22 protein-coding genes are annotated in these 17412 nt (G+C 42.2%); 21 read left to right on the top strand and 1 reads right to left on the bottom strand.

Going from position 1 to position 17412, the window contains the following annotated elements:
* The first annotated feature begins 21 nt into the window (after positions 1-21).
* The 18 genes from spoIIR (at position 22) to ACP69X_RS02835 (ending at position 14286) form a co-directional block, all read left to right on the top strand.
* Positions 22-678 (top strand): stage II sporulation protein R, encoded by a 657-nt coding sequence (gene spoIIR, locus ACP69X_RS02920; RefSeq protein ID WP_075612060.1) that lies wholly within the window; start codon positions 22-24, stop codon positions 676-678.
* Between the two features lie 63 nt (positions 679-741).
* Positions 742-1185, top strand: a complete 444-nt coding sequence (locus tag ACP69X_RS02915) for a GNAT family N-acetyltransferase (RefSeq protein ID WP_075612059.1) — start codon at positions 742-744, stop codon at positions 1183-1185.
* 161 nt (positions 1186-1346) lie between these two features.
* Positions 1347-2399 carry an L-threonylcarbamoyladenylate synthase gene (locus ACP69X_RS02910; protein WP_426052403.1) on the top strand — a complete coding sequence of 351 codons (1053 nt, stop codon included), beginning with the start codon at positions 1347-1349 and terminating at the stop codon, positions 2397-2399.
* Positions 2400-2459: 60 nt separating this feature from the next.
* Entirely contained in the window at positions 2460-3014 is a 555-nt protein-coding gene (locus ACP69X_RS02905; protein WP_039182117.1) for a manganese efflux pump MntP family protein, read from the top strand.
* Between the two features lie 63 nt (positions 3015-3077).
* Positions 3078-3536 carry a low molecular weight protein arginine phosphatase gene (locus tag ACP69X_RS02900; RefSeq protein ID WP_411242537.1) on the top strand — a complete coding sequence of 153 codons (459 nt, stop codon included), beginning with the start codon at positions 3078-3080 and terminating at the stop codon, positions 3534-3536.
* 133 nt (positions 3537-3669) lie between these two features.
* A complete protein-coding gene (rpiB, locus tag ACP69X_RS02895; protein WP_003214714.1) occupies positions 3670-4119 on the top strand; it encodes a ribose 5-phosphate isomerase B in 450 nt (149 codons plus the stop codon).
* A gap of 12 nt (positions 4120-4131) precedes the next feature.
* Complete coding sequence (locus tag ACP69X_RS02890; RefSeq protein WP_039182113.1) at positions 4132-4671, top strand: TIGR01440 family protein; 540 nt, start codon at positions 4132-4134, stop codon at positions 4669-4671.
* A gap of 177 nt (positions 4672-4848) precedes the next feature.
* On the top strand, positions 4849-6096 hold the full coding sequence (gene glyA / locus ACP69X_RS02885) for a serine hydroxymethyltransferase (RefSeq protein ID WP_034281450.1): 1248 nt from the start codon (positions 4849-4851) through the stop codon (positions 6094-6096).
* Positions 6097-6243: 147 nt separating this feature from the next.
* The gene (gene upp, locus ACP69X_RS02880) at positions 6244-6873 is read left to right on the top strand and encodes a uracil phosphoribosyltransferase (RefSeq protein WP_003214553.1); all 630 of its coding nucleotides are present in this window, start codon (positions 6244-6246) and stop codon (positions 6871-6873) included.
* Positions 6874-7371: 498 nt separating this feature from the next.
* Positions 7372-7755: an ATP synthase subunit I gene (locus ACP69X_RS02875; protein WP_024423731.1), complete on the top strand. Its 384-nt coding sequence runs from the start codon at positions 7372-7374 to the stop codon at positions 7753-7755.
* A gap of 7 nt (positions 7756-7762) precedes the next feature.
* Positions 7763-8497 (top strand): F0F1 ATP synthase subunit A, encoded by a 735-nt coding sequence (atpB, locus tag ACP69X_RS02870; protein ID WP_073978871.1) that lies wholly within the window; start codon positions 7763-7765, stop codon positions 8495-8497.
* A gap of 49 nt (positions 8498-8546) precedes the next feature.
* Complete coding sequence (gene atpE, locus ACP69X_RS02865; RefSeq protein ID WP_003214968.1) at positions 8547-8759, top strand: F0F1 ATP synthase subunit C; 213 nt, start codon at positions 8547-8549, stop codon at positions 8757-8759.
* A gap of 120 nt (positions 8760-8879) precedes the next feature.
* A complete protein-coding gene (gene atpF, locus ACP69X_RS02860) occupies positions 8880-9401 on the top strand; it encodes a F0F1 ATP synthase subunit B (protein ID WP_034281220.1) in 522 nt (173 codons plus the stop codon).
* On the top strand, positions 9398-9943 hold the full coding sequence (locus tag ACP69X_RS02855) for a F0F1 ATP synthase subunit delta (protein ID WP_047202549.1): 546 nt from the start codon (positions 9398-9400) through the stop codon (positions 9941-9943). Before atpF ends, ACP69X_RS02855 begins: the two co-directional genes overlap by 4 nt.
* Before the next feature lie 16 nt (positions 9944-9959).
* A complete protein-coding gene (gene atpA / locus ACP69X_RS02850) occupies positions 9960-11468 on the top strand; it encodes a F0F1 ATP synthase subunit alpha (protein WP_024423728.1) in 1509 nt (502 codons plus the stop codon).
* Between the two features lie 88 nt (positions 11469-11556).
* On the top strand, positions 11557-12423 hold the full coding sequence (locus ACP69X_RS02845) for a F0F1 ATP synthase subunit gamma (protein WP_024423727.1): 867 nt from the start codon (positions 11557-11559) through the stop codon (positions 12421-12423).
* Positions 12424-12447: 24 nt separating this feature from the next.
* Positions 12448-13866 (top strand): F0F1 ATP synthase subunit beta, encoded by a 1419-nt coding sequence (gene atpD / locus ACP69X_RS02840; protein ID WP_041087854.1) that lies wholly within the window; start codon positions 12448-12450, stop codon positions 13864-13866.
* A gap of 24 nt (positions 13867-13890) precedes the next feature.
* Positions 13891-14286, top strand: a complete 396-nt coding sequence (locus ACP69X_RS02835) for a F0F1 ATP synthase subunit epsilon (protein WP_003214592.1) — start codon at positions 13891-13893, stop codon at positions 14284-14286.
* A 42-nt stretch (positions 14287-14328) separates the two neighbouring features.
* Here ACP69X_RS02835 and ACP69X_RS02830 read toward each other — a convergent pair whose 3' ends face one another.
* Positions 14329-14838 (bottom strand): hypothetical protein, encoded by a 510-nt coding sequence (locus ACP69X_RS02830; RefSeq protein ID WP_395940728.1) that lies wholly within the window; start codon positions 14836-14838, stop codon positions 14329-14331.
* Positions 14839-14975: 137 nt separating this feature from the next.
* Between ACP69X_RS02830 and ACP69X_RS02825 the strand changes: the two genes are divergently transcribed.
* The 3 genes from ACP69X_RS02825 (at position 14976) to murA (ending at position 17410) form a co-directional block, all read left to right on the top strand.
* A complete protein-coding gene (locus ACP69X_RS02825) occupies positions 14976-15206 on the top strand; it encodes a DUF1146 family protein (RefSeq protein ID WP_024423724.1) in 231 nt (76 codons plus the stop codon).
* Positions 15207-15335: 129 nt separating this feature from the next.
* On the top strand, positions 15336-16070 hold the full coding sequence (locus ACP69X_RS02820; RefSeq protein WP_411264117.1) for a YwmB family TATA-box binding protein: 735 nt from the start codon (positions 15336-15338) through the stop codon (positions 16068-16070).
* Between the two features lie 32 nt (positions 16071-16102).
* Positions 16103-17410: a UDP-N-acetylglucosamine 1-carboxyvinyltransferase gene (gene murA / locus ACP69X_RS02815; RefSeq protein WP_024423722.1), complete on the top strand. Its 1308-nt coding sequence runs from the start codon at positions 16103-16105 to the stop codon at positions 17408-17410.
* Positions 17411-17412 lie beyond the last annotated feature (2 nt).

Here is a 17412-nt window from a genome sequence, read left to right as displayed (position 1 = left end):
AAAAAGTGGGGGGAACACACAATGTTGAAAAGTAAAACGATGATTTGTCTTTATATGTTTCTATTATTATGCGGTGCTTTTGCAAACCTTGGCAGAGAGGAGACAGCGGCTGCTTCTGCAAATCAGCCTGTTGTCATACCAGATGAAGCAATTCGATTACGCATTTTAGCAAATAGTGATCGTTCAGCGGATCAGGATGTGAAAAGAAGTATTCGTGACGAGGTCAATGCGAATATGACGGAGTGGGTCAAAGACCTCACGTCCATTGAAGAAGCAAGACGTGTCATTCGATCAAAGCTGCCAGAAATCAATCGTATCGCCAAAGCGAAATTGAAGGAACAGCACATTGATCAATCCGTATCGGTCAGTTTTCAAAAAGCTTCATTTCCAACAAAGCTCTATGGAAATTTCGTCTACCCTGCTGGGAAATATGAAGCCATTTTAATTACGCTTGGAGAAGGGGACGGAGCCAACTGGTGGTGTGTGTTATTCCCGCCGCTCTGTTTTATCGATTTTTCAAACGGAGAAGCCATTGCCTCACCAGAAAGCGATGATGATAAACAAGTGACAGCGCAGCAACCGAAAGAGTCTGTCAATGAAGTGGTGAAAGAAGAGGAAGAAGAGACAGGTGAAGTAAAGTTCTTTTTGTTCGAATGGGTCTCTAGTCTTTTCTCTTAAAAAAGGTATAAATCGGTTTTTGCCTCATAGAGTTGAAGTAAGAGATCAAAAAGAGGTGAAAGCATGTATTATCAATTAAGAATAGCCACAGAGGAAGATGTCCCGGCGATCAATGCTTTTCTTGAAAAGGGACAAGCAAAAGGCGGAGTGACGCTTGCAGAGCGAACGACATTTGTCGTGATGGAAGATGCGGATGGTCAGCTGGCAGGCTGCTTAGGTCTTGAACAGCTCAATGAACAAGAGGGATTGCTACGGTCTCTTGTCATATCAGATAAGCTCGGTCAGGGGCACATTGTCTCCTTGTTCCAAAGCGTTCAAACGCTCGGAGAAAAAATAGGTGTGGATACTTTTTATGTCGTTGCAAACCATTCCTCTTCCCATGATTTTTTGGCATTAATGGGCTTTGCGCCTTTAGAAGAAATCCCAGAAAGCATATGGAGCTCTGCACATGCAAAAGAGACATTGGGGAAAGAACAGGCTGTGGTCCTGCAAAAAAAAGGCAGTTAATCACAAAATGATGGACTTATACACATACTTATCCACTACAAAACAAGCGTTATCCACAAATTGTGGACAACGCTTGTTTTATTGATCATCATCTTTTATACTTTCAAAAGGATAATTGAGATATATCAACAGTTTTATCTTTTTTAAAAGGAGTTTGTATGATGTTAAATACAAAAAGGTGGTCTGTGGATTTAGAAAAGGATTTATCCACATACTATCCACAAATTAAACAGGCGGCCGATCTGCTGCAGCAAAATGAAGCGGTTGCTTTCCCGACAGAGACCGTTTACGGACTCGGGGCAAATGCGAAAGAGACTGAAGCCGTGATGAAAATTTATGAAGCGAAAGGGCGTCCGAGTGATAATCCGTTGATTGTTCACATCGCGGAAGTTCAGCAGCTTCACGAATTTGCACAAATAGAAAGCGAAAAAGCGAAGGCGCTGATGGATGCCTTTTGGCCGGGCGCCTTAACCATCGTTCTTCCGTGTAAGCCAGGCACTTTATCCAAGCAGGTTACAGCAGGTTTATCCACAGTAGGTGTGAGAATGCCTGACCATCCCATTGCGCTTGAGCTCATCCGAGCAGCTGGTCTGCCAATTGCTGCACCAAGTGCGAACCGTTCAGGGAAACCTTCACCAACACAAGCTGACCATGTAGCGAGTGACCTCGAAGGAAGAATCGCTGGAATTGTGGATGGCGGTTCAACTGGAATTGGGGTTGAGTCAACCGTTGTATCCTGTGTCGGTGAGATCCCAGTGATTTTAAGACCGGGCGGAATTACAAAAGAAGCATTAGAAGAGGTCGTGGGGACGGTGAGTGTGGATCCAGGACTGACAAAAAAGGACGAGGCGCCTGTATCGCCAGGTATGAAATACACACACTATGCACCTGAAGCCCAAATGTATATCTTTCATGGAAGTGATGAAGACATGCAGCGACACATTCAGAAATACAAAGCTGAAGGTCTAAAAGTCGGAGTACTGACAACAGAAGAAAAGAAATCGCTGTTTGCGGCAGATGTTGTGTACAGCTGTGGATGGAGAGAAAAACCTGAAACGGTTGCTGCAAACCTCTATCGTGTACTGAGACAATTTGATGAAACGGATGTAGACTTGATTATTTCAGAAGCCTTTTCAGAGCAAGGAGTTGGTTCTGCCATTATGAACCGTCTGCAAAAAGCCGCAGGAGGGCGTACACTCCCTTCTTTCCAATAGTTCTAACCTTTCTTGGACAAACATAGGTTAAAGGAGAATGTGTGTCCAAGGGGGATTTACATGAACGAACTAGCTGGCGAATTGCTGACACTCAGCATCATGGCTTTTGCACTTGGGATGGATGCTTTTTCGGTTGGACTTGGTATGGGGATGATTCAGCTGAGGTTCCGCCAGATCATTTATATTGGACTTGTCATTGGGATATTTCATATGTTTATGCCGCTTTTTGGCATGCTGACAGGTCAGCTCTTATCCGGATGGCTCGGTCTTCTTGCCACCTATATTGGCGGGGCGCTGCTTTTGGTGCTGGGACTGCAAATGATCGTTGCTTCTATCCGCAAAGAGGATAAGCCCTTTATCGCACCTGTTGGGACTGGTCTCGTTCTTTTTGCTACAAGTGTCAGCCTAGACAGCTTCTCTGTTGGTTTAAGCCTCGGGATTTACGGTTCCCAGGTGTGGATGACTATATTATTGTTTGGTTTTTTTAGTATGCTTCTCACATGGCTCGGATTATTACTCGGTAAACAGGTTCGGTCATGGGTGGGTTCATATAGCGGCGCGCTTGGCGGAATCATTTTACTAGCCTTTGGTATCAAATTATTATTTCCGCTCTAGCCAGTCTCCTTACATAACATGTAGAATGAAATGCTATATAATAGAAGAAAAGGAGGGCGAAAGATGAAAATCTTATTTGTTTGTACGGGAAATACATGCAGAAGTCCAATGGCTCAAGCCCTTTTTGCTTCCATTGCAGATGAAAAAGGTTTAGAGGTCACTGTAAAATCCGCAGGGATTTTCGCCACCGATGAAGGGAAGGCTTCTCCTCAAGCGATCGAAGCATTATTTGAGAAAAGCATTCCACTGAATCACTCATCATCAAAATTGACAGAGGAGCTTCTGCGCGAAGCTCATTACGTCTTCACGATGACTATGCAGCATAAACAGTTGATTGCAGAGCAATATGCGCATGCAAAAGGCAAGGTCTTCACTTTAAAGGAATTTGCGACAGGAACAGAAGGCGATGTATCCGACCCGTTTGGAGGAAGTCTTTCTGTTTATCAGGAAACTCGTGATGAACTTGAAGCCTTACTGTATCAGCTCGCTGAGAAATTGAAAAAAGATCATCATCATAGATAACCTGTAAAACCGTTGCGTCAACGGTTTTTCTGCTTTTGTTTGCAAATCACTAGGCAGAGGTTAAAATATAACTGTAAATAAAGAATGAATGTAAGACATAACAGATCAACTCACCCTTAGGAGGAATTGCCCGATGAAAGTAGCCATTGCATCCGATCACGGCGGAACGAATATTCGTGAAGAAATCAAACAACTGATGGATGAATTGAAGATCGAATACATTGATATGGGTTGTGAATGTGGATCAGGTTCTGTAGACTACCCAGATTATGCATTCCCAGTAGCCAATATGGTGGCAAACGGAGAAGTCGACCGCGGCATTTTAATTTGCGGGACAGGCATCGGCATGAGCATCTCGGCAAATAAAGTAAAAGGAATTCGCTGTGCATTAGCACATGATACATTTAGTGCAAAAGCAACTAGAGAACATAATGATACGAACGTTCTTGCAATGGGAGAGCGAGTGATTGGACCAGGATTAGCACGTGAGATTGCGCATATTTGGCTGACAACAGAGTTTACAGCAGGACGCCATGCTGTGCGGATTGGCAAAATTGCTGATTACGAAGAAAAGCACCTATAAGGAGCGCTTAATATGAACATTGGTCAAGATTGGCTTGAAATGTTAAAAGAGTTTCATCAAACAGTTGAATTGCGTGCCGGGCAAATTTTAGTCATTGGCTGCAGTACGTCAGAAGTGGCTGGTGAGCATATTGGTACTGCAGGAAGTGAGCAAATTGCTGCGTCCATCTATCAAGAATTGGATCAGTTAAGACGAGAGACCGGCATTGAGCTCGCCTTTCAATGCTGTGAGCATCTCAATCGTGCCCTAGTCGTTGAAGAAGAAGTGGCTTTCCGTTTTAACTTGGAGATTGTAGCTGCAGTACCTGTCCGTAAAGCGGGTGGTTCGATGGCAGCTCACGCGTATCAGCAAATGGAACATCCTGTATTAGTCGAATCCATTGAGGCGCATGCTGGAATTGATATCGGTGATACGTTAATTGGGATGCACCTAAAGAGAGTCGCTGTACCTGTCCGTCTCAGCCGTCATCAATTAGGACATGCACATGTGACTTTTGCGAAAACACGTCCGAAGCTGATTGGCGGAGAAAGAGCGGTTTATACAAGATCATAGCTTCGATATATTTCTAATATAATGTTGAATGATGAAGGCGCTTTACCACTTGAATATTCGGGTTTTCATAAAAAAGAAGTCGATTTTCCAAAAAAAACTTTTACATTTTACTCAAAAACCGTGTACAATGAGATGGTGAAAACATCGAATGGAAATAGATTGGAGAGGATTTCGCTGATGAAACATTTACCTGAGCAAGACGCACAAGTATTCAAAGCAATTCAACTAGAGCGGAAACGCCAGCAGGACAAAATCGAATTAATTGCATCAGAAAACTTCGTAAGCGAAGCAGTCATGGAAGCACAGGGCTCTGTATTAACAAACAAATACGCTGAGGGCTATCCTGGTAAACGCTACTATGGCGGCTGTGAACATGTAGACGTTGTGGAAGATATCGCACGTGACCGCGCAAAAGAAATTTTTGGCGCTGAGTATGTGAACGTACAGCCTCACTCAGGTGCTCAAGCGAACATGGCCGTATACTTTACTATTCTTGAGCATGGCGATACAGTGCTGGGCATGAACTTATCACATGGCGGGCATTTAACACACGGAAGCCCTGTAAACTTTAGTGGTGTACAGTACAACTTTGTAGAATATGGTGTAGATAAAGAAACTCAGCATATCGACTATCAAGATGTACTTGAAAAAGCACGTGAACATAAGCCGAAACTGATCGTTGCGGGTGCAAGTGCATACCCACGTCAAATTGATTTCAAAAAGTTCCGTGAGATTGCTGATGAAGTCGGTGCTTACTTTATGGTCGACATGGCTCACATTGCTGGTCTTGTTGCAGCAGGTCTTCATCCAAATCCAGTTCCTTACGCAGATTTTGTGACAACGACAACTCACAAAACATTACGCGGACCTCGCGGCGGAATGATTCTTTGCCGTGAAGAGTTTGGTAAAAAGATCGACAAATCGATCTTCCCTGGTATTCAAGGTGGACCACTCATGCATGTCATCTCTGCAAAAGCTGTTTCTTTCGGTGAAGTATTGAACGGAGATTTCAAAACATATGCACAAAACGTCATTGATAATGCAAAACAACTAGCTGAAACTCTTTTATCTGAAGATATTCAGCTTGTATCTGGCGGAACAGATAACCATCTTGTTCTCATCGACTTGCGTTCTCTTGGCATCACAGGAAAAATTGCAGAAAACGTTCTTGATGAAATCGGTATTACGGTGAACAAAAATGCAATTCCTTATGATCCAGAAAAACCATTTGTCACAAGTGGTGTACGTGTAGGGACAGCAGCAGTAACAAGCCGCGGTTTCGATCAAGAAGCGATGAAAGAAGTCGGTTCCATTATTGCACTTGCGCTAAAACATCATGAAGATGAAGCAAAATTAGAAGAGGCGAAAAAGCGTGTATCTGATCTTACGGCCCGTTTCCCTCTATATAACGAATTAGATTATTAAAAAACAGACCCATTTGCCTATTTTTGGCATGTGGGTTTTTTTTGTAGGATTTGCGAATCATATTGAAAGATGATGTCTTTTTATGTAGAATTGTAGGAAGTGTGCAAAGTTCACCGGAAGATGACAGAAAAGGAGTTGTAGCAAGCTATGGCAAAGGTTTATGTATTTGATCACCCGCTTATTCAGCACAAACTTACATATATTCGTGACGTTCATACAGGAACTAAAGAATTTAGAGAGCTAGTGGATGAAGTCGCAACATTAATGGCATTTGAAATCACAAGAGATTTACCGCTTGAAGAGGTAGATGTAGAAACACCTGTACAAGTAGCGAAATCAAACGTGATCTCAGGTAAAAAACTCGGTGTTGTGCCAATTTTAAGAGCAGGTCTTGGAATGGTAGACGGGATTTTGAAACTCATTCCAGCTGCTAAAGTGGGACATGTTGGTTTATACCGCGATCCGAAAACATTAAAGCCTGTTGAATATTATGTGAAGCTTCCATCTGATGTGGAAGAGCGTGAATTTATCGTAGTAGATCCAATGCTTGCAACTGGCGGCTCAGCAGTCGAAGCGTTAAACAGCTTGAAAAAACGCGGTGCGAAAAACATTCGTTTCATGTGTCTGATTGCTGCCCCTGAAGGTGTAGAAGAAATGCAAAAGCATCATCCAGATGTTGATATCTACATTGCAGCATTAGATGAGAAACTAAACGAAAAAGGTTACATCATCCCAGGTCTTGGTGATGCTGGTGACCGTATGTATGGAACGAAATAAGAAAGTCTTAATAAAAGCCCACATGCAAAACGTGCATGTGGGCTTTTTGAAATATATGACAAACGGTTGATACCGTTCTTAGAAAAATCATTGTATACTGAACATTGGCTGTTTTTTTCAATGAATGTCACATCTCTCCTAAAGTTTGATGAAATTGTGAACATTTTGTGTGCTCTATCACTATAGAAAAGTTTTTTAACTTTCAACCGATTGACACATCATAGACGCTATTGTATGCTAAACGAGGGTATTATGGTAAGGTTTTCATAGCCTATAGCACTCTACTAATCCTCATTGTGAACCCTTTAATAATCAGGGTTTGTATCAACGAATGAAGCAGCATCCCATAGATCTAAAGATTTCAAGTCTGATTGTGCAATTAGACCGATGGGTGATTGATTTTTTTCGAATAGGACGGCTTATCATAAGCGTCTTCTACGCAGTTTTCATCACCATTTATCACCTTTTTTACAATATTTTTCATCGGGAGTCAGATGAATGAACGATCCAAACGCGATTTTCCGCAGACAGAGTAAATATATGTTCTATCTATTGGCAATTTTTGTGTTTGGCTATGCCATGCCTGGTTTTAAACCACTGTTTCTTGGTTTCATTATCGGCACAATTTTTGCTTTCTTTAATTTATTCCTACTTATACGGAGAATGCACGCTTTTGATCGAGCGGTTAAAAAAGGAAAATCCATTCGTTCAATGGGAAGTACAGCCAGGTGGGCCAACGCGATTCTCGCAGTAGCGATTGCTTGGCGTTACCCCAATGAAGTTCATCTGGCAGGTGTTGTTATAGGATTAATGACAATATATCCTGTCATTATGATAGATTCCTTCATTCAACTTAAACGTTCTACTATGGAAGAGAGGTGAATACTCTTTGGGTCACAGTTCAAAAACTACAGAATTTTTAGGGTTAACGTTCAACTTATCCAATGTTCTCATGATTACGATTGCTAGTATCATCGTTCTTCTCATAGCGGTGCTGACTACTCGTGTTCTGTCTATTCGTCCGACTAAGGCGCAGAACTTCATGGAATGGATCGTTGATTTTGTTCGAAATATCATAGGTAGTTCGATGGACATGAAAACAGGAGCCCCATTTCTAGCGCTTGGCGTTACATTACTCATGTACATATTTGTTTCAAACATGCTTGGACTGCCATTCTCGATTACGGTCGATCACAACTTGTGGTGGAAATCACCAACTGCTGATCCTGCAATCACAATGACACTAGCAATTATGGTCATGGGTCTCACACACTACTATGGTGTCAAGGCAAAAGGAGTCAAGGAATATACGAAAGACTACTTTAGACCAATTCCGCTTTTAGTACCATTGAAACTTATTGAAGAATTTGCAAACACGCTAACACTTGGTTTGCGTCTTTACGGAAATATTTTCGCTGGAGAGATTCTTCTTGGTTTACTTGCAGGACTTGCGACCAATTTCTACTCGCAAAACATTGCGCTTGGTATCGTTGGTACATTAGGTGCTATCGTGCCAATGATTGTATGGCAGGCATTCAGTTTGTTTGTCGGAACCATCCAGGCATTTATCTTCACCATGCTGACAATGGTGTACATTTCCCATAAAGTCAGCGACGAACACTAAAAAAATTGAGAGTCCAAAAAGGACGTTATTTTAAAGGAGGAGCTTTTTAATGAATTTAATAGCAGCAGCAATTGCAATCGGTTTAGGAGCACTAGGAGCAGGTATTGGTAACGGTCTAATCGTATCTAAAACAGTTGAAGGAATCGCTCGTCAGCCAGAAGCTGGTAGAGAACTAAGAACACTTATGTTCATCGGGGTCGCTTTAGTTGAGGCACTTCCAATTATCGCTGTCGTTATCGCATTCTTGGCATTCTTTGGTTAATATGTGAGAAGCGTTCTAATATGAATTTTAATGGCGAAGATCAGATTAGTTCGAAACTTCGCCATTCCTTTATGTTTTGTTTCTTAACATATTATTTAAAGAAGGGAGTTGCCGTACTAAATGTCTCAGTTACCAGTGGTTTTAGGAGCAGGGGGCTTAAGCTTCAACGCCGGTGATATGTTATTCCAGCTTATCGCTATGCTCATTTTGCTTGCACTTTTAAAGAAATTTGCGCTTAAACCTTTATTAGGTATTATGAAGCAGCGTGAAGATTATATAGGAAATGAAATTTCAAGTGCTGAAGAAAAGCACGTTCAAGCTGAAAAGCTTCTTGAAGAACAACGTGTCTTATTGAAAGAAGCACGCGAAGAATCACATACACTCATCGAAAATGCGAAAAAGATTGGTGAGAAACAAAAAGAAGAGATCATTCAAGCAGCACGTCAAGAATCAGAGCGCTTGAAAGAGTCTGCTAGAACTGAAATCGTGAAAGAAAAAGAACAAGCTGTGGCTGCACTGCGTGAGCAGGTTGCATCACTATCTGTGCTGATTGCATCTAAAGTGATTGAAAAAGAACTTGATGAGCAGGCACAAGAGAAGTTGATTCAAGAGTACCTTAAAGAGGCAGGCGAAAGCCGATGAGCGTAACTATTGTCTCTAAGCGTTACGCTTCTGCTCTTTTTGACATCGTTCTTGCTTCTTCGGCAGTAGACGAAACTGAAAAAGAGCTGAATGAGATCAAAAAAGTTCTAAAGGCTGATCAAGAACTCAATGACTTCCTTGTTCATCCAAAGATTACAGCAGACAAAAAGAAACAGTTGATTGCTGAAGCTTTCAAAGGTGTTTCTACTTATGTATTGCACACAATGTATTTACTGATTGACCGCGGACGCACGAATATTTTCTCTGAAATGACGTCTGAGTTTGTGAAACTTGCAAACCGTACGAAACAAATAGACGATGCGATCGTGTATTCAGTGAAACCGCTGAGCGGTGCTGAAATTCAATCTTTATCTGAAGTATTTGCCAAAAAAGCCGGAGTCACATCACTGCGTGTTGAAAATGTGATTGACAAGGATCTAATAGGCGGAGTGAAAATCCGTATCGGAAACCGCATTTATGACGGCAGTGTCAGCGGAAAGCTTTCCCGCATTGAACGTCAGCTTGCAGGCGAAAATCGTTAGAAGGGGTGAAACCTTAGTGAGTATCAAAGCTGAAGAGATTAGCGCGCTGATAAAGCAGCAAATCCAAAACTATCAATCAGAAATTGAAGTAAAAGATGTCGGTACAGTCATTCAAGTAGGGGACGGTATCGCGCGTGTACATGGCCTTGACAACATTATGGCAGGAGAGCTGGTTGAGTTCTCTAACGGTGTAATGGGTATGGCTCAAAACCTTGAGGAGTCTAACGTAGGTATCGTTATTTTAGGACCTTACAAAGATATCCGCGAAGGTGACGACGTAAAACGTACAGGTCGTATCATGGAGGTTCCAGTAGGTGAAGAGTTAATCGGACGTATTGTGAACCCGCTTGGTCAGCCTGTTGATGGACTAGGTCCAATCTTAACAAGCAAAACACGTCCAATCGAAAGTGAAGCACCTGGCGTTATGGATCGTAAATCTGTACATGAGCCGCTTCAAACAGGAATTAAAGCAATTGATGCCTTGATTCCAATCGGCCGCGGACAGCGTGAATTGATCATTGGTGACCGTCAAACAGGTAAAACATCTGTTGCAATCGATACGATTCTAAACCAAAAAGATCAAGACATGATCTGTATTTATGTAGCCATCGGACAAAAAGAATCAACGGTTCGTGGTGTTGTTGAAACACTTCGTAAGCATGGTGCGCTTGACTACACAATCGTTGTCACAGCTTCTGCATCACAGCCAGCTCCACTTCTTTACCTTGCTCCTTATGCAGGTGTAACGATGGGTGAGGAATTCATGTATAACGGCAAGCACGTACTTGTTGTCTATGATGACCTTTCTAAACAAGCGGCAGCTTACCGTGAGCTTTCATTATTGCTTCGTCGTCCTCCAGGTCGTGAGGCATTCCCTGGTGATGTTTTCTATCTTCACTCTCGTTTATTAGAACGTGCAGCGAAGCTTAGTGACGAAAAGGGTGGCGGTTCTATCACAGCATTGCCTTTCGTAGAAACGCAAGCTGGCGATATTTCTGCATATATCCCAACAAACGTTATTTCCATTACAGATGGACAGATTTTCTTACAATCTGACCTCTTCTTCTCAGGCGTACGTCCAGCGGTAAACGCAGGATTGTCTGTATCTCGTGTGGGTGGTTCTGCACAAATCAAAGCGATGAAAAAGGTAGCAGGTACACTTCGTCTGGATCTTGCTTCTTATCGTGAGCTTGAAGCATTCGCTCAGTTTGGATCTGATCTAGACCAAGCGACTCAAGCGAAATTAAACCGTGGTGCAAGAACAGTTGAAGTCTTAAAACAAGACTTGAACAAACCGCTTAAAGTTGAAAAACAAGTAGCGATTCTTTACGCACTAACAAGAGGATACTTAGACGATGTTGCCATTGCTGATGTTAAACGCTTTGAAGCTGAGTTATTCTTGTACATTGAAGAAAACCATAAAGGCTTGTTTGACACAATCTCTCAAACAGGAAATATGCCTGCTGATGAAGAGTGGAAGACAGCAATCGAAGGCTTTAAACGTACGTTTGCACCAAGCAACTAATTAGTAATCTTTCCGAGAGAAAAAGATTCTCTTTTTCTCTCTTTTCACGTAAATGAACACGGATTCCTGAAAAAAGGTGGTGAAATCTTTGGCCTCATTACGCGATATAAAGTCAAGGATCACGTCAACGAAAAAATCGAGTCAGATCACAAAAGCGATGCAAATGGTATCAGCTGCGAAACTGAATCGTGCTGAAAACAATGCGAAGTCTTTTGTTCCTTACATGGAGAAAATCCAGGAAGTGGTTGCTGCAATCGCAACTGGAACAAGTGCTAAGCACCCAATGCTTCTTTCAAGACCTGTCAAGAAAACAGGGTATCTCGTCATTACATCTGATCGAGGGCTTGCAGGACCTTTTAACAGCTCGATTTTGCGTGCCGCTTACCAAACCATTCAATCTCGTCATCAATCCGCTGATGAATATGCGGTGATTGTCATTGGTAAAATCGGACGCGACTTCTTCAAAAAGCGTGGTATTCCAGTTATTTCTGAAGTAACAGGACTTGGAGACGAAGTAGCGTTTGCTGATATTAAAGAATTAGCAAGCAGCACAGTTCAAATGTTCTCTGATGAAGCGTTTGACGAACTTTACATGTTCTACAACCACTTTGTCAGTGCGATTTCACAAGAAGTAACAGAGAAGAAATTATTGCCGCTAACGGACCTTTCGGCCGCAGCGACACCAAATAAACGTTCCGCATCTTATGAGTTTGAGCCTTCTGAAGAAGAAATTCTTGAAGTTCTCCTTCCTCAATATGCAGAGAGTTTGATTTTCGGTGCGCTTCTTGACAGCAAAGCAAGTGAACATGCTGCAAGAATGACAGCAATGAAGAGTGCAACAGACAACGCAAAAGAATTGATCGACAGCCTGACACTCTCTTACAACCGTGCTCGTCAAGCAGCGATTACACAAGAGATTACAGAAATTGTCGGCGGAGCAGCTGCCTTAGAATAGAAATAATTGTCAGGAGGGAATGCAATGAAAACAGGACGCATCAGTCAGATCATGGGACCAGTCGTAGACGTTCGTTTTGAAGACGGTCACTTGCCTGAGATTTATAATGCGATCAAAGTTTCGCATAAAGCGGAAAGCGAAAGTGAAGTTGATATCGACTTAACTTTAGAAGTAGCACTACATTTAGGTGATGATACAGTGAGAACCATCGCAATGGCATCAACAGACGGTGTGAAGCGCGGTATGGAAGCTGTAGACCTTGGAAAACCAATTTCAGTACCAGTTGGTAACGTAACACTTGGACGTGTATTCAACGTACTGGGAGATAACATTGACTTAGATGAGCCACTTGTAGAAGCTCAAAGAGATCCAATCCACAGACAAGCGCCTTCTTTTGATCAACTTTCTACAGAAGTTGAAATTCTTGAAACAGGTATCAAAGTTGTTGACCTGCTTGCTCCTTACATCAAAGGTGGAAAGATCGGTCTATTCGGTGGAGCCGGTGTAGGTAAAACCGTTCTGATTCAAGAATTAATCAACAACATCGCACAAGAACACGGCGGTATTTCTGTATTCGCTGGTGTTGGAGAGCGTACACGTGAAGGAAACGACCTTTACTACGAAATGAAAGATTCTGGCGTTATCGAAAAAACAGCCATGGTCTTCGGCCAAATGAATGAGCCGCCAGGTGCACGTATGCGTGTTGCCCTAACTGGTTTGACAATGGCAGAGCATTTCCGTGATGAACAAGGTCAAGACGTATTGTTCTTCATTGATAACATCTATCGTTTTACACAAGCAGGTTCTGAAGTTTCAGCCCTTCTTGGACGTATGCCTTCAGCGGTAGGTTATCAGCCGACACTTGCAACAGAAATGGGTCAGCTGCAAGAGCGTATCACGTCTACAAACGTAGGATCTGTTACATCGATTCAAGCGATCTATGTACCTGCGGATGACTATACGGATCCAGCTCCAGCAACTACGTTCGCTCACCTTGATGCAACGACAAACCTTGAGCGTAAGCTGACTGAAATGGGTATTTATCCAGCGGTTGATCCTCTTGCTTCAACATCTCGTGCACTTGCACCTGAGATCGTTGGCGAAGAGCATTATGCGATTGCGCGTGAAGTGCAGCAAACATTGCAGCGCTATAAAGAATTACAAGATATCATTGCCATTTTAGGTATGGATGAATTATCTGAGGACGATAAGCTTGTGGTACACAGAGCGCGTCGTGTTCAATTCTTCCTATCTCAAAACTTCCACGTAGCAGAGCAGTTCACTGGCCAAAAAGGTTCTTATGTGCCATTGAAAGAAACTGTTAAAGGCTTCAAGGAAATCTTATCTGGTAAATACGATCACCTTCCAGAAGATGCATTCCGCTTAGTTGGACGCATTGAAGAAGTGGTTGAAAAAGCCAAAGAGATGGGTGTAGAGGCCTAATCTGGTCCTTAGGAGGGTAAAAGCATGAAGACCGTTCAAGTCAATATCGTTACTCCCGACGGCCCAGTGTATCAAGCGGATGTGGAAATGGTCAGTGTAAGAGCAGAAAGCGGTGAGCTTGGTATTTTAGCTGGCCACGTTCCAATGGTTGCTCCGCTAAAAATCGGTGCAGTTCGCTTAAAACATAGTGGATCAACTGAATTGGTTGCAGTAAGTGGCGGGTTTGTTGAAGTCCGCCCTGAACAAGTAACGATTCTTGCTCAGGCCGCTGAAACATCAGACAAAGTTGATGTTGATCGTGCTAAATCAGCGAAACAGCGTGCTGAAGAGCATTTGAACCACCCGAATGAAAGTGATGTACGCCGGGCGGAACTCGCATTAAAACGGGCATTAAACCGTTTAAATGTAGCAGGGAAATAAAATAGAAAATCCTTCTTATCACAGTGATAAGAAGGATTTTTTTTAGGATGACATGAGAGATTGATACATCGACACATAAGGATGAGATGCTTGCTTTTCTAAATATAACTGCTCGCAAAATTGCGTACTGCAATGCCATGTTTTATTGTTTCTGCGTAAGCCAAGCGTATATTGGTGCGAAGAGTCCATATAAGGCCGCACTACCCAGTCAGCATCTGAATGATGACGGATGACAACCTCTCCTAAATACACACTCATCATCGCTTCTAATGCATCTATTGGCATTTTCCACTCAGCGAACAGCTGCTTGGTCAATGCATCAAAGTATAGTGATTCTAACTGATACAGGCTTTCCTCAGAGTAATCCAAAGAAATGTTATGAAAATGACACAATTGTGCTAATTCTTCTAGCTGTGTCTGTCTATAATCAAAGTAGAAAGCAATGGCCTCCCATTCATGATCAAATGAGGGAACCAATTCTCCGTACAAATCAACAAAGTCAGGAAAAGAATCTTTCAATGTGTTCAGCTCCTTCCACACGCAGTATATCATCTCCTTGGCATCAGGATAAGAGGGGATTCACACTAAATGTAGCTCTTTTTTCCAAATGATTCATCTTTCCGATTTTCGAGGATATAATGAAAGGGAGTTTTCCTTTACAGAAATAAATAAAAGGAGGATTCAATTGTATGGAAGACGTAGGACAACAAGCAATCGTGGGCATTGTGATTCACCTATTTTTTATCGCGGTTACATGGTGGGCACTGCTTGCTGTAAATATTGATCCACTCATTAAAAAAGGGAAAATTGTTCAAGCAAGGCTGCTGATGATGCTCATTACCATTGCGATCGCATCTGCGGTCAGCAATTTCTTCCTTGATTACTTAAATTTCTCCAGACAAATTCCTTATATGTTCTAACATAAAAGGTTTGGTCACGGCCTTCTGCGGGAACGTAAAAAGAAGGGTCATAAGGCTCGCCTTTTGTTGACTTTTCCACGTATGTATTGACCTCCTTGCGGCAACACTTGTAGCAAGGGGGAATGACAGGTGAGAAAGTATTTGAAAGGTTGGCCATTATTTGCGTTTATTCTTTTTTTTGTTCTGATGATTCAAGGGATTCGTGCGGAAGAATCTTCTCCGCTCGCTCAAATAGCAGAAGGTTTGAAAAACCAGCAAATCGAAGTCGATGGATGGACCCTTCATGCCAAAACAAATGTAGATATTTCATCCGAACAATTTTCAAAAAAAGTGAAACGTTTGAAAGACGAACTACGACAGTATGAGTGGACCGAAAAAAAAGAACAACATGTCACCAAAGTCACAGGAATTTACAAAGATGAAAAAAATGATACAGAATCGAAAATTTTACTCGTGAAGACCGACACAAAATCAAATCAAAAGTCGTATTTATTATATGAGCAAAAAGGTGCTCGCCCACTGAATACCTGGGAGCATACATATGATCAGTTCGTACGTCATGCAAAAAGCATATTACAAGAGAAAATTGTAATTTTTACTTGTCTCGATGGTCATGTAAATGGTATGATGGATGTTGTTTTGCAAAAAAAAGCTGAAACGTTAGCAAATGAATTTCAAGCAAAACCAGTTGAGTATCTCGTTGAGTCTAATTTTGTGTCGCTTTCCGCTTACACAGATAAGTGGGAACAGTTCATTATGACTTCAAATGATAAAATGAATGTTCAAATTGCCATCAGAAGTTCGGAAATGAACGAAAATCATACGATTACGGTTGGCACACCAATCGTAACGACTGAATATTAATATAGAGAATTTGGGACGCGGAGGGGAAGACCTTGGAAAAAATCATCGTCCGCGGCGGTCAAAAGTTAAACGGCACAGTTAAAGTAGAAGGCGCAAAAAATGCCGTTTTACCAGTTATCGCTGCATCTTTGTTAGCAAGTACAGAAAAAAGCGTAATTTGTGATGTACCTACGCTCTCCGATGTATATACAATCAATGAAGTGTTACGTCATTTAGGAGCAGAAGTACATTTTGAAAATAACGAAGTATCAGTTGATGCATCTCATGCACTAGAAACTGAGGCTCCGTTTGAGTATGTCCGTAAAATGAGAGCATCCGTGCTTGTCATGGGACCACTTTTAGCAAGAACAGGTCATGCAAGAGTTGCATTACCTGGAGGCTGTGCAATTGGTTCAAGACCAATTGATCAGCATTTAAAAGGCTTTGAAGCAATGGGAGCTAAAATTCAAGTAGGTAATGGTTTCATCGAGGCTGAAGTAAAAGGCCGTTTAAAAGGTGCAAAAATCTATTTGGATTTCCCAAGTGTAGGGGCAACTGAAAACATCATCATGGCAGCAGCATTAGCTGAAGGAACAACAATTTTAGAAAACGTAGCAAAAGAACCTGAAATTGTTGATTTAGCAAACTACATCAATGCCATGGGCGGTAAGGTTCGCGGTGCTGGTACTGGTACAATCAAAATCGAAGGTGTGGAAACACTTCACGGTGCAAAACACAACATCATCCCTGACAGAATTGAAGCAGGTACTTTCATGGTGGCAGCAGCCATTACAGAAGGAAATGTTCTTGTAAAAGGCGCAGTGCCAGAGCACATGACATCACTTGTTGCAAAAATGGAAGAAATGGGTATTCAGATCATTGAAGAAGAAGAAGGTTTAAGAGTCATTGGACCATCTGAGCTCAAGCCAATTGATCTAAAAACAATGCCACATCCTGGGTTCCCAACGGATATGCAATCTCAGATGATGGCGCTATTGCTTCGTGCGAACGGAACAAGCATGATCACAGAAACGGTGTTTGAAAACCGCTTTATGCATGCTGAAGAATTCCGCCGCATGAATGGCGATATTAAAATTGAGGGTCGCTCTGTCATTATCAATGGGCCAGTTCAACTTCAAGGTGCTGAAGTGGCAGCGACTGATTTAAGAGCAGGAGCAGCACTTGTACTTGCTGGATTAGTGGCAGAAGGTCATACACGTGTCACAGAGTTGAAGCATATTGACCGTGGTTACGTGAACTTCCACCAAAAGCTTGCAGCAATCGGTGCAGACATTGAAAGAGTAAACGATGAATCAGCAGATGTGACACAAGAACAAGTTGTATCAGATCTGAACGCTTAGTC

Source organism: Bacillus sp. DC4300-2b2, assembly GCF_049895685.1.
Taxonomy (GTDB): domain Bacteria; phylum Bacillota; class Bacilli; order Bacillales; family Bacillaceae; genus Bacillus; species Bacillus safensis.
Note: the sequence above shows the minus strand (reverse complement) of the source record. Positions and strands in the feature narration are given on the sequence as shown.

Excerpts from the sequence above, each read along its gene's own strand:
- rpiB (WP_003214714.1), top strand. The coding sequence starts at position 3,670 with ATGAAAGTAGCCATTGCATCCGATCACGGCGGAACGAATATTCGTGAA.
- ACP69X_RS02910 (WP_426052403.1), top strand. The coding sequence starts at position 1,347 with ATGTTAAATACAAAAAGGTGGTCTGTGGATTTAGAAAAGGATTTATCC.
- ACP69X_RS02900 (WP_411242537.1), top strand. The coding sequence starts at position 3,078 with ATGAAAATCTTATTTGTTTGTACGGGAAATACATGCAGAAGTCCAATG.
- ACP69X_RS02830 (WP_395940728.1), bottom strand. The coding sequence starts at position 14,838 with ATGATATACTGCGTGTGGAAGGAGCTGAACACATTGAAAGATTCTTTT.
- atpE (WP_003214968.1), top strand. The coding sequence starts at position 8,547 with ATGAATTTAATAGCAGCAGCAATTGCAATCGGTTTAGGAGCACTAGGA.
- atpD (WP_041087854.1), top strand. The coding sequence starts at position 12,448 with ATGAAAACAGGACGCATCAGTCAGATCATGGGACCAGTCGTAGACGTT.
- ACP69X_RS02835 (WP_003214592.1), top strand. The coding sequence starts at position 13,891 with ATGAAGACCGTTCAAGTCAATATCGTTACTCCCGACGGCCCAGTGTAT.
- spoIIR (WP_075612060.1), top strand. The coding sequence starts at position 22 with ATGTTGAAAAGTAAAACGATGATTTGTCTTTATATGTTTCTATTATTA.
- glyA (WP_034281450.1), top strand. The coding sequence starts at position 4,849 with ATGAAACATTTACCTGAGCAAGACGCACAAGTATTCAAAGCAATTCAA.
- ACP69X_RS02915 (WP_075612059.1), top strand. The coding sequence starts at position 742 with ATGTATTATCAATTAAGAATAGCCACAGAGGAAGATGTCCCGGCGATC.
- ACP69X_RS02855 (WP_047202549.1), top strand. The coding sequence starts at position 9,398 with ATGAGCGTAACTATTGTCTCTAAGCGTTACGCTTCTGCTCTTTTTGAC.
- upp (WP_003214553.1), top strand. The coding sequence starts at position 6,244 with ATGGCAAAGGTTTATGTATTTGATCACCCGCTTATTCAGCACAAACTT.
- atpF (WP_034281220.1), top strand. The coding sequence starts at position 8,880 with ATGTCTCAGTTACCAGTGGTTTTAGGAGCAGGGGGCTTAAGCTTCAAC.
- ACP69X_RS02875 (WP_024423731.1), top strand. The coding sequence starts at position 7,372 with ATGAACGATCCAAACGCGATTTTCCGCAGACAGAGTAAATATATGTTC.
- ACP69X_RS02890 (WP_039182113.1), top strand. The coding sequence starts at position 4,132 with ATGAACATTGGTCAAGATTGGCTTGAAATGTTAAAAGAGTTTCATCAA.
- ACP69X_RS02905 (WP_039182117.1), top strand. The coding sequence starts at position 2,460 with ATGAACGAACTAGCTGGCGAATTGCTGACACTCAGCATCATGGCTTTT.
- ACP69X_RS02825 (WP_024423724.1), top strand. The coding sequence starts at position 14,976 with ATGGAAGACGTAGGACAACAAGCAATCGTGGGCATTGTGATTCACCTA.